The following is a 12,887-nucleotide window of genomic DNA, read 5'->3' on the forward strand; positions in this document are numbered from 1 at the left end:
AATCAAAATTATTCTAAGTATACACAAAAAACGAAAAAAAGGAAATCAAAAAAAAGGAGAAAATGAAAATGAATCTACAAGAATTTCCACGTCAAATCTATACTGAATTTAAGACACCGATTCAACCTCTGTGTCATTTATCCAAAAGGTTAGGTGGACCTAATATTTATGTAAAAAGAGATGATTTACTTGGTCTAACAGGTGGTGGTAATAAAACGAGAAAACTAGAGTTTTTAGTTGCCGATGCATTAAAACAAGGTGCAGATACATTGATTACAACTGGAGCTGTTCAATCTAATCACTGTAGATTGACACTTGCCGCTGCGGTAAAAGAAGGATTACGTTGCAGGTTGCTTTTAGAAGAGAGAAATCGAAAATATAATCCAAATGCAAATGGCAATCACTTTTTATTTGAATTAATGGATGTGGAACAATTAAAGGTTGTGCCAGACGGAACGGATGTTGTAAAAGAAATGGAAGCAATGAAGCAAGAGCTAGAATTAGAAGGAAGAAATGGTTACATTGTAGCAGAAGGAGGCGGGAACGATATAGGTGCAATGGGGTACATGAATTGTTCTTATGAGATTTTAGAACAATCAGACGAAATGGATTTGAAATTTGACCATATTGTAACCGCAAGTGGAAGTGGTGGGACTCATGCAGGTCTTGTTGCGGGTATCCACACAAGTAAAGCAGATGTATCGATTACTGGAATAAATGTGAGGCGTAGTAAATTGCAGCAAGAAGAGAAGGTATACGGCATTATCAAAAATCTATCAAATCGTCTTATTCTTCAAGATATAATTCCAAGGAAAACAGTTCAATGTTTTGATGATTACATTGGTCCCGGTTATGCACTTCCTTCCGAAGAAACGATAAATGCAATACAATTGTTAGCACAAACAGAAGGGATTTTACTTGATCCTGTATATACAGGAAAAGTTATGGCGGGTTTAATAGGTTTAGTGAAAAAGGGTTACTTCTCCAAAGAAGACAAAGTACTTTTCATCCATACTGGAGGAACTCCTGCAATTTATGAATATGCGTCTACTATTTTAAATAAAGAAAATAATCCCAAATAGATTATATTGATGTAATAAAAACTGAAAGACCATTTAATTAAATTCATCCCTATGAATTAAGATTCATAGGGAGTTTTTTTAGTATTCGAAGTAAAGTCGTTATTGTAAAATCACAGGACAATTGATATAAAATCTTTATAATAATTTGTTTGTTCATTATTTGTGTAGGGAAAGCCTATTTTTCAAATAATCTCAAAATAATAGAAACTTTCTCCAATAAATATCGTTTATATAGTTATATAATAAATATATAAAGAGATTTTTGTGAAGAGGTGGAGTATGGAGCAAATATTAAAAACTGCAGAGAAGGTCGCAGTTGATGCAGTTCTAAGTGCAGGGAGAATAGCAAGAGAGAAATTTAATAGTAGTGATATCATTATTGAAGAAAAAGGGTCGTCTGGTGATGTAGTGACTGAAGTCGATTATCTTGCAGAAAAAGAAATATTACATAAAATACAAGAGCATTTCCCAAACCATCAAATCCGAAGTGAAGAAACAGGTTGGTTAGGTGTTGAGGGAGATTGGTTATGGATAGTAGATCCGTTAGATGGTACGAATAATTTTACAATTGGTTTACCTATTTTTGGAGTATCTATTACTCTATTATATAAAAAAGAAGCCGTGTTAGGCGTTATTTATGATTCCATGCTCGACAAAATTTATATGGCTGAAAACAATAAAGGAGCCATATGTGAAGATGAGTTTATTAAGGTTAAATCCTCTTCAACAATCGAAAAAATGACGGTTGGTTGGATTCAAGGACACGTTGTTCAAAATGATCAGAATGCTAGAAAATTAAAGTATCATCTTGACTATACATTTAAGCGAACACTTAGCTTATGGGCACCAACTCTAATTTGGGCTATGTTAGCCAGGGGAGATATTGATGGAGTTGTCCTTTACAATTCCGAGGGAGATGATTTATATAGCGGACTTCTTTTAGCAAAAGAAGCCGGCGCGATGATTATGGATTTTGAAGGGAACACTTTTGAAGGTATGAATCCAGAACCTTATATTATTGCATGTCACCCAGATCATAAAGAAAGGTTTTTGGAGATTGTTAAAGAAGGATTAGATGAGAAGGTTGTAGATTAATATGGATTTTTTTATATTAGTTATTTGTATTATTTGCATCATAATCGTGTCCACATTTCTAGGTAATCAAACAGTGATGATAAAAGAGATGAGATCAATAAAAACACTGTTACAAGAGCTAAAGGATGATCTAAAGGAGAGAGATCAAAATAAGTAGACAGTATTTAGGGAGGCACACTCTTATATGAAATTATCAGGTATAAATCATTTGTTGTTCTCCGTATCTAATCTAGAAAAATCGATTCATTTCTATTCAGAAGTATTTGGTGCAGAACCGTTGGTTAAAGGAAGAAAACTAGCGTATTTTGATCTAGATGGTTTATGGTTAGCATTAAATGAAGAAACAGACATACCTAGGAATGAAATACATAGGTCGTACACACATATTGCTTTTTCAATTAAAGAGGAAGTCTTTGATGATAGTTTTAGAAGATTAAAACAATTTGACGTAAATATATTGCCAGGACGTGAAAGAGATGGACGAGACAAACGTTCTATATATTTTACAGATCCTGATGGACATAAGTTTGAGTTTCATACTGGAACCTTAGATGATAGATTGGCTTATTATAGAGATGAAAAACATCATATGGAATTCTATAATGAGTAAGAAAACCACCCATCGGTGATCTGTCGAAGATGTCTTCGAATCCTTCTTTAATATATTCATATATTATAAAGCCAAACCCAGCAAAATGATTTTGCTGGGTTTTTGAGGGATTAGCTTATGATGAAGGTAGTTGGATCAACACAATAAGTATGCAGTAGGACTTATAGGATATATATATAAATAAGTTCAATTTTACCGACAAAAGTATAGTGTTATTATGTAGTTAGTACTCAATTCGTAATACTTTTGTTGGGTTAAAATATAATGTTTGAAGTTACACTTTCCTAAATATATTACTACCCTAACAATTCTAAAACTGAGATAATGAAATTAAAAAAGGCTACAAAAAATTCAACCCAATCAAAATCCATTTCGTTCACCTCCCTAAAAAAGAGAAAACAATAACCACGCCTCTGAACTATATTGTGCACAACTATAATTATACAATATTTTCTATAAATTTAAAATATTAGTTTTTTTAATAAACCCTATGATTAATCAACATCAATAGGAAAAGGGGAGCGATTGGATCCTATTTGATTTCTTTAATAGAGAATTATATGAAATTAGATGCTGAAAACGAGATTTTAAATGACCTCAATCTTATGCTAGAGCAGGTATCATTCAGTGAGAAATATTGGGATTTTCCATGCCTGAAGTTTGCTTGATATAAATTATCTAAGAAAAAAAAGCAAAATACTTGAAGTATTGAATTGAAAAAGTTTATCATATTATTGATGTAAAAATAGGAAGGAATGATATATATGGCAAGAACACCTTCAAACATGATTCCACTTCACTCAAAAGCACCAGATTTTAGTTTATTGGAGCCAGTAACTGGTAATGAACGCACGTTAAAAGAATTGAAGTCTGATACTGCAACAGTTTTGATGTTTATTTGCAATCATTGTCCGTTTGTAAAACATGTGCAGGAGCAATTGGTAAAATTAGCAAATGATTATATCCCTAAGGGAATATCTTTTATCGCGATTAGTTCTAATAATGTTGAGAATTATCCTGATGATTCGCCAGAAAAAATGAAAGAGGATGCTGAACGTTTTGGGTATCCGTTTCCCTATTTATATGATGAAACACAGGAAGTAGCTAAGGCTTATGAAGCTGCATGTACACCAGACTTTTATATATACGATGGTGAATTAAAATGTGTATACAGAGGTCAGCTTGATGATTCACGTCCTGAAAATGGAAAACCAGTAACAGGGGAAGATATTCGAAGAGCGTTAGATCAAATCTTAAATGGAGAGTCTGTGGATGAGAAACAAAAGCCAAGCATAGGCTGTAACATCAAGTGGAAAGCGTAATGAATGGAAGATATATCAGAGAATCATTTTATAAATGTGCTTAACGATAAAAATGAATTTGCGTTGTTTATATTTACACCTATGTGTGGCACCTGCAAACTTGCAGAACGAATGCTGAATATCACTCTTCAAATGAAAGTAAATAAGACTGTATATAAAAGCAACATTAATTATTTGCCTCAATTAACAAAAACATATGAAATTACAAGTGTTCCATGCTTGCTTTTATTTAAAAACAGGATATTAGTAAAAAAAGAATATTCGATGACATCAGTAGATTACTTATATCATCTGTTGAAATAGCACCTTTGTGGTGCTATTTTATTTGTTAACGTAAGAATAATCTTCCGAGAGACTTCGATAGGAGATTTTGTTCCACTTTTTTCGCCCATAAGGCTCGCAATCGGGAGTTTTTTATATCAAAGCTTTTGTAATAAGAACGTAAACAAAGTGTAAAGTGGATGAGAAATCATTGTTTCCTCCAATTGAATATACTTTAAGAAAGAAATGTATGCGTTTTCTTTTTGAGTATAGAGGAGGGTACTCTGATGAAAAATAAATATAAAAACATGATTCTCAGTCTAACATTAATCCTATACCCTATCATTTATTTCGTATTTCCAACAGATCACTCAAATGATATCATTGTTGCAGTTTTAGATACTGGGGTAGACGACTCTCATCCACTTTTGGAAAATAGGCTCATTGAAGGTTATGACTTTATTGATTTTGATTCTGATCCTGAGGATGTTGTAGGTCATGGAACACATGTTGCAGGAATCATAACCACAAATTCTCCTAATGCAAAAATTATGCCTGTTCGTGTTATTACGGAAAAAGATGAAGTACAAAATACTTATTTAGCTATTATATATGCAGTCATGAATGGTGCTGACATAATAAATATGAGTTATGCAGAATCTTACAATACTTTAACTTATGCAGCGATTAAATATGGGCAATCGAAAGGGGTTGTATTTGTAGCTTCATCTGGGAATCAAGGGATTGACAATGTGTATTATCCTGCAAAATATTCAGGAGTACTAAGCATATCAGGTTATGATGAAAGGAATCATCAGTTATTTGGCAATTATGGTGAGCTCGTAAACTTTATTGCTCCCGGAATGAACATTAGAAGTGCTGGGTTGAATGGAGATTACACTAATAAATCTGGAACAAGCATGTCCGCGGCTTATGTATCAGGTGTGCTATCATTTTTAAAAACGAATGAACCCGATTTAAATTCTTTAGAAATAAAAGAACGATTGTATGAAATTTCTGAAGTTGTAACCATTAAGGATAGTAATAAGGAACACACTTCCGATTATAGCTTAGTAGACTTTAAGAATCTTACGAATCTCTATGTTCATGAGTTTGCTAGTCATGCCATGTATCAAAATCTTATTGTTGAATCAGAAGGGAAACCAAAAGAATGACAAAAATATCCAACAGAGAACAGATATGAACCTTAAAAACTCTTTTAAGGTTTTTTTGTAGGTTATTGATTTTATTGTTAAAATGATGTATATAAATGGAATTTCATGATTACGATAGAGAGGAGAAAAACATTGTTTGATCCTACTGTTTTTGACAATATCAAGGTGGTATTAGAGGGAATTGTATATGAATTAGATTTAGAAGAAAAGGTTCAAATTACGGATCGTAAAGATATGGTTGACTTAGCTACGATGTCTAGAACTTATTCTATAGAATTTTCAGAAAAACATAATACTCAAATTAGAGCGTTTTGTAGTTTACATACAGGTGTAGGTGATTTAAGTACAGAAATTTTGGAACATGATATGTATCAGGTTGGCTGTAAGCTTGAGGTACGATTTATGATAGACTTTGTTGGTTTATCCATGGATGAAGTAAGTAATGAAGCACTAATTATAGAAAAAATATTGCAAAAAATATGGGAAAACAGACCTCAAATTACACAAAAATTCAGCTTTGAAATCAAGCAGGATTTATCTGAATCCATCATTCAAAATGAAATTAAATTGGACTTTAAAAGGAAAATTAATGAAAATCATTTGTCTGATTTAGAGATATTAGTTGAACAAGTACTTCTATCTCTAAGTACTCTTAACAATAAATTTATCAATAGATTATTTTGAGGAGGAATTACAGTGGAAGCGAAACCAGCTCATTTATCCCGAACCTATATGACGGAGCTTATTTTCCCACAAGATACAAATTATCATGGTACGGTTTTTGGGGGATTAGTGATGTCGTACATTGATAAAATAGCTTCAATTGCAAGCATGAGGCATTGTAGAAAAACGATTGTAACTGCTTCCAGCGACAGCTTAGATTTTTTAGCACCTGCAAAATTAAGTGAAGCCTTAGTTCTTGAAGCTTTTGTAACTTGGACTCACAGAAGTTCTATGGAGGTATATGTAAAAGTATGCTCGGAGGATTTATTAACAGGAGAATTTAAAAAAACAGCCACTGCATTTTTAACCTTTGTCGCTGTTGATGAGAATGGTAAAGCGGTACCTGTTCCTGAAGTTATTCCGGAAACTGACGAGGAGAAAAAGTTGTTTGCTTCTGCTCCTGAACGTTATGAAATGAGAAAAAAAAGAATGAAAAAAGAAAAAGGTATAACAACAGAGTCTTAAGTTATTGAATTGCAATAGGGATGTCTATGGAGTTGTATCATTCAAAGACATCCTAATGAAGCACTACTCCTATTCTATGCCCACCCTCTATTTTTATCCCACTTCACATAATAATAGATTAAAACATTTTGTTCATTATTTCTATCAGTACACAAACTCAAAAAGTGGACAAAGAATGAGAAATGCTTCCATTTTTTATATCCCAGAGTTTAGTAGATAAATCCTCTTATTTTAGATTCTTTTCAGAAGAAGTCACTACAGAATGGAAAAAAGTTGAATTTAATATTGATCATATTTAAGATATTGAAGCTGAATTTCAATTCTCATTTAAATCCTCCACCCAACACCTTACAATAAAACCTCGTATTAGAGTTCATGAAAGTATCTATGTTATTTCCTGTATTTTCAATAATATAGTATATCTTTCTTGAAAAAAACAAATCCACGTATTATAATGTTATTTATAACTAACTAACCATAACTAATTAATTTCCTATAATCTAAAACTAGAGGCTAGTAGAAAAGTTCTCTCAATGAAATGCTTTAAATTTGAAAACATCTTCGGGTTCATTATGATAACTCATCATCTTTTTTTTCGCTAACCTCTTGACATAGATATTTATAATTGAGGAGGTGTTTAAACAATCTTTATAAGCGTATTCATTTTGTGTTTATATTATCTATATGGGGGGATTTATCTTGCGAAAAGCAATAAAACAATCTAGTAGAAATATTCTGATAGGTTTACTGATGATAAGCTTAGTATTTACACAGATGTTTCAATTCAGCTCAGTCACACAAGCTCAAACGTTTGAGCTTGCTGGAGAAAATATAGACATCCCAGAAGATGCAAATGATTTAGAAAGCTTAATACCCATTGATGCTTATCATAGAAATACTACTTTTGAAGAGATCATCTCAGATCATAGAACTCAAAAAGTGGATGTGATAGATTACTTGCCATTGGAAATGACTAACGTACAGTTGAATTTTCCTTTGTTCAATGCCATTTTTACTCGTGTTGAAGAAGATTTAGGGGGAAGTGGGAATCCAGTACTCAACTACGTTGTGGATAAAACAAAACATGATCCAGATTATATTCACTCTACGATTAATTTAGACTTATCTTCCGATGACGATAGAAATTATGATGATGTAAACCATCCAGCCGCTGCGGTGAGCAATAATGGAACTGTACTTGAAATTCATGAATCAGAAGCCGGTAACTGGTACTACAACTTAGGAAGTGTGAAGGATGACAACAGAATTGAATGGTTTAATCCAAGAAATGATCAATCCAAAACACAAGGAACCCGTTACTCTGCTGGTTCGGGATCTGGTGGACAGGGATACAATAAAGCAGTATTTTTGACAGATGATATTGTTTTAATGACAAGTGTTAAAAATCACAAATTAGCTTATAATCTAGCAAAAATAAATGGAAAAAGTATAGACTTTGATTTTGAAGGGGGGAGCTATGCACAAATTCCAGGTGTGAAAGATTATGATGATCAAGTGCATGGATTATCTGTAAATAAACATGGAGATATTGTTGTGTTTTATCAGACAGGAGATGGATCAAATTTACACTATGTTGTTGGGAAATATAATAAAAATAATCATAATATTAGTTGGGGAAATGATCATAATTCTCTAATGAAAGGCTGGAATCCAACCATCGCATTAACAGATAGTGGAGAAATAGTAGTAGCACACAATGCGAATTTAAGAAGTGATTTACATTATAGTATAGGTTCATTAAATACTAGTAATAAAACAATTGATTGGCTAAGGAAAAATGTATCTTACGGAAAAGGATGGAATCCTTCAATTGCGGTTACCAATGGTGGTACAGTGATTCAAGTGCATCAAGGCGAGTCAAAAAATGAAATCTATTATAAAGTTGGTCAACTAGCAGGAGATGAAATTAATTGGAACAAAAGGCATGGGGCTACTAAGTATAACTCTGGTCAAAAGCCCTTTGTAACCTTAGTAGATGATGGCAGAATTTTAGAATTGCATAGAGCATCTAGTGGAATAAAAGGTTATTTTTCTATAAATCATTTAACTACCGAAAGTGGTAAAGTACTTGTCATGATTGATCCTGATTCTAAACTTGCAGAAAATTCTTTTTTAACGCTTCAAAACCAATGGATTAAAGTACAGGAAAGTGGAACAGATCACGAAGGGAGAGGTCCTAAGTTAGTTTATGAAAAAGAAAAGGCTGTAGGTATTGCAGAAAGTGAAGCATATAGTTTTGCTACTAGTACTGGGTTGTCATTTACTGCAGGGGGAAAAGTTAGTTTTGCCGGTGCAGATTTTAGCTCTTCATTAACAAAGAATTGGTCTGAAACTTTAACTGAAAGCTTTGGCACAACCATCACGATTACTGAAAAGGATAAAACAAGTAACTCGTATGAACCACTATTTACAGGTATCCCAGCTAAGTATGCTTACTATCAACTGATTAGGTCTTTTGAGGTTGAATCAGGTGGAAATCTAAATAAATTAGTAGAGAAATTACATGAATATCCGAGTTTAAATTTATCCAGAAATGCAGCATTTATTCCACAACAAGTTGATTATGATACGAAAACGATCGTGCCTGTCATACGAAGAGAACTGCCAGAAGGGTTAATTCAAAATGAAGAAGTCGTTACTTTTGAACGAAGCAGTCATGCATACAACGACGATTTTGAAATTTCAGTAAATGATGTACCAAGATTTAATGAGCATGGTTTAATTATAGAGAATAAAGCAGTAAATCTTTGGAAAGATCCATTGGAATTAGCACATGCAGATTATGGTAAAGCAGATAGTCTTACTTATGAGAAACATCCATATGAACGATTTCTTAATGGGGACTCAGTATTAGAAGTAACTGCTGCTAACTCAAATGATTATATGAATCGGACGTTTGATGTGGATCCAAACAATAAAACATATACGTTCAGTGTTTGGTTAAAAGCGGATCAACCTCATGATGTAAGTTTACGTTTACGAAGTCAGGGTAATCAAAACAGTGGAAACGGGGACAATGATGAAATTCATACATTTCAAGTGACAACAGAGTGGGAGCGTTATGAAGTAACAGAATCTTTTGATGAATCAGCAGATTGGTTAAGAACGACGATCTATCCGGCAGGATATTATTTAGATACAGGTTCTATATACATGTGGGGACCTCAAGTGGAAGAACTTCAGGGAAGAATTACAGAGACGAGTATGCAGAACGCAACAAGTTTTGTAGATGGTGAAAGGGATGCGGATGTATTAACTTTAAATAACGAAGATGAAGTTTTTATGAATGATGAAGAATTTACGATCGAAGCGACTGTCATTCCGAATAATTTGTACAATTATAGTGACATATTTGTAGCACATAATGAAGGATTAGGAAATAGACAAACGACAATCTTTTATAATCTTCATGGAAAAATTTATTTTAGATCCGTCGGACAAACGAATGAAATCTCATCTGATGAAGGGACGGTAGTACCAGGTCAGCTACTCCATGTAGCTATGACTTACAAATATGATTCAGGATTAGGTTTATATGTAACGAAAGCCTATGTAGATGGTCAACTCATAGGAGAAACTACAACAAGCTACACACCAGATATTGATGAAATATTGCATATTGGTTCCAGAAATGATGGTAAAAGTCAGTTAAATGGAACCTTTGTGGAATTTAGATTATCTAATATTGCTCGTGACGAAAGTGATATTCGAAAAGCTTATAATAATGGTTTTTCTGTAGATGATCAAACGATCGTGTATATGGACTTTCAAGGTCACCTAGATGTTCAAACTTCCAAACCTGTAAATATATATTTACCTAATAATTACCTTGAATGGAATAAGACCAATGATTTAGATATTTATGAAAGCGATGAGATTGCTCCTTTTGTAAACAAAAAAGTATATAAACTTGAACCAAAAGAATTGAACAAAAGTGTACAGTATACGGTTGATATCAATCCACAAAGGAAATTGTTGACATTTGGTATTTGGCTCAAAGCTGACAAAAACCATAAAGCTCAAATCAAAATCAAAAATAGAGATGATAGTGACAAAAAAGTAGAAGTAATCGATGTGACAACGGAATGGGAATATTATGAAGTTTCATTGGATGAACCACTGCAATTAAGCCAAGATGGTAGAAATGGTGTAACAGTAGTCTTAAGGCCAGGTGCTTATAATGGAACAACAGATCCTGTCTATGCATGGGGGGCTAGTCTAAAAGAACATGGGCGAGCGATTACCCTAGAGAGTCTGGCAGATGACCTAATTAATTCGATTGAAGAATTTCAAGAATCTCAAGATGTAACTGAAAATACAAATTTATTACAATCTCCTAATGATTTTATAGAATGGCAAGCAGGTGGAATAGTTGTTGAGGAATTTCAAGCAGAATTACCTGATGGCGATGTAACTTTTCAAAAGTTAACACCGGAAGAAGTGAATAGAGGCATACAACAAAGGATTGATATCAATCTCGAAGGTAAATTGTTTACATTTGGAATATGGCTAAGAGCAGAACGTGAGCATGAAGCACAAATTAAAATCCAAAATAAAGACAATAGTGACTCCAAATCAGAAATAGTGTATGTAACAACCGAATGGGAATATTATGAAATTACGTTGGATGAACCGCTAAAATTGAGCGAAGATGGTAGGAATGGTGTAACAGTTGTCTTATGGCCAGGTGCTTATAACGGAACAACAGATCCTGTCTATGCACATGCTGCTAGTCTTACTCAAAGAGAATATGGAACTATTAACAACTTAGAACGAATATCAGCTAGGAGATTGGCGTCTCTAAATAAAGGTGTTGTATTTTATAGATATATAGATTATGAAGGCGAGTGGGTTTTATTACAAGAAGGAGAATACCCATCTTTAAATGATATTCAATTAGGAGGTTTCACGGAAAACCCCTCTTCTTCTGAAGATATATTTACAGGCACAATTGGAGCAGATGACCGATTATCATCCCTTATCACAGATGGAAATTATAAAATCACTTTATATGAAGATGAGAACTTCGGTGGCAACGTTGTAACATATTACGAAGATGTGGCAAATTTCAGAAATGATAATATCAATGATAAAGTTTCTTCTATTAAAATGGAACCTATTATGGATATCATCAATGAGTCCCAACCTATTTTAAATTTATTAAATACTGACGCGCACTATATAGAATTTGGTATAGATTTACCACAAGTGGAGGATCTGGAAGTAGAAAATATACAAATATATCGTGATGGAAAATGGATAGATTCATTAGCTAGTTCAACAATAGACATTAGCAATTTTATATATAGAGATGAAGGAATTATCCCTGATGCTACGCATCTTTATGAAGTAATGGCTAATTATGAGCTTGTGGTTGGAAATACAAGATATAATTATTCCCCAGAAAAGGGAACTGAACTAGAAGTTGTTGCTCAAATTCCTGCACCAACACTTCAAATAGCTGGATCAACAGGTACAATAGTTGAGTTGTTAATCACTGCTGATCCAAACACGGAATTAGATGGTTATCGTATTTATAAAAATGAAGAATTTTTAGAATTTATTCGGACGTCAGAAGATGAAATTACTTTTTCAGATCAAATTAACGCTGAAAAAACCACATACTATGTAATAAGTGTAAATGAAGATGGAGAATGGTCACCAAAATCAAATGAAGAAAGTATAGAACAAGTGGAACCACTACACTTAGAACCAACAAATATTTTACAATCCATAGATGATTTTTCAAATGATATTTGGATAAAAGGAAGTTGGAATTATGTTTCTGTAGAAGACCAAGGCATAATAAACACACTAACTCCTCAAAACGATGTGAATTCTCAAATCAAACAAAAGTTTGTTACAAATCATATTGTAGATGCTTCCATTTGGATACGAGCAAATGAGGAACATATGGCCAAAATCAGTATAACTAACTCAGATGGAATTATAACATCTAAAGATATCCAAGTGACTACGGAATGGAAAAAAGTTGAACTTGATGTTAATCATAATCAATCTGTCGAAGCTGAATTTCAATTTTCAATTAAACCAGATATTGAGGAAGGTACAAGATCAATAGATGTATTCTACCCAATAGTAAGAACAATACAATAAATCATTTTATGAGCTC

The 12,887-nt window shown here is 33.1% G+C and carries 9 protein-coding genes; all 9 read left to right on the forward strand.

The window, feature by feature from the left end; all coding sequences use genetic code 11:
* Positions 1-68 precede the first annotated feature (68 nt).
* On the forward strand, positions 69-1,082 hold the full coding sequence (gene cuyA / locus Q5Y73_RS08565; RefSeq protein WP_305991445.1) for a D-cysteate sulfo-lyase: 1,014 nt from the start codon (positions 69-71) through the stop codon (positions 1,080-1,082).
* Between the two features lie 279 nt (positions 1,083-1,361).
* Positions 1,362-2,177 carry an inositol monophosphatase family protein gene (locus tag Q5Y73_RS08570; RefSeq protein WP_305991446.1) on the forward strand — a complete coding sequence of 272 codons (816 nt, stop codon included), beginning with the start codon at positions 1,362-1,364 and terminating at the stop codon, positions 2,175-2,177.
* Positions 2,178-2,361: 184 nt separating this feature from the next.
* Positions 2,362-2,787 (forward strand): metallothiol transferase FosB, encoded by a 426-nt coding sequence (fosB, locus tag Q5Y73_RS08575; protein WP_305991447.1) that lies wholly within the window; start codon positions 2,362-2,364, stop codon positions 2,785-2,787.
* A 764-nt stretch (positions 2,788-3,551) separates the two neighbouring features.
* A complete protein-coding gene (locus Q5Y73_RS08580; protein WP_305991448.1) occupies positions 3,552-4,109 on the forward strand; it encodes a thioredoxin family protein in 558 nt (185 codons plus the stop codon).
* 3 nt (positions 4,110-4,112) lie between these two features.
* The gene (locus Q5Y73_RS08585; protein WP_305991449.1) at positions 4,113-4,412 is read left to right on the forward strand and encodes a thioredoxin family protein; all 300 of its coding nucleotides are present in this window, start codon (positions 4,113-4,115) and stop codon (positions 4,410-4,412) included.
* Positions 4,413-4,657: 245 nt separating this feature from the next.
* Positions 4,658-5,545, forward strand: coding sequence for a S8 family peptidase (locus Q5Y73_RS08590; RefSeq protein WP_305991450.1), 888 nt, complete (start codon positions 4,658-4,660; stop codon positions 5,543-5,545).
* Between the two features lie 132 nt (positions 5,546-5,677).
* Complete coding sequence (locus tag Q5Y73_RS08595; RefSeq protein ID WP_305991451.1) at positions 5,678-6,229, forward strand: hypothetical protein; 552 nt, start codon at positions 5,678-5,680, stop codon at positions 6,227-6,229.
* A 12-nt stretch (positions 6,230-6,241) separates the two neighbouring features.
* Positions 6,242-6,733 (forward strand): acyl-CoA thioesterase, encoded by a 492-nt coding sequence (locus Q5Y73_RS08600; RefSeq protein WP_305991452.1) that lies wholly within the window; start codon positions 6,242-6,244, stop codon positions 6,731-6,733.
* 699 nt (positions 6,734-7,432) lie between these two features.
* The gene (locus Q5Y73_RS08605; RefSeq protein ID WP_305991453.1) at positions 7,433-12,871 is read left to right on the forward strand and encodes a phage head spike fiber domain-containing protein; all 5,439 of its coding nucleotides are present in this window, start codon (positions 7,433-7,435) and stop codon (positions 12,869-12,871) included.
* Positions 12,872-12,887: the final 16 nt, after the last annotated feature.

The sequence above is a fragment of the Chengkuizengella axinellae genome (genome assembly GCF_030730905.1).
GTDB classification, from domain to species: domain Bacteria; phylum Bacillota; class Bacilli; order Paenibacillales; family KCTC-33759; genus Chengkuizengella; species Chengkuizengella axinellae.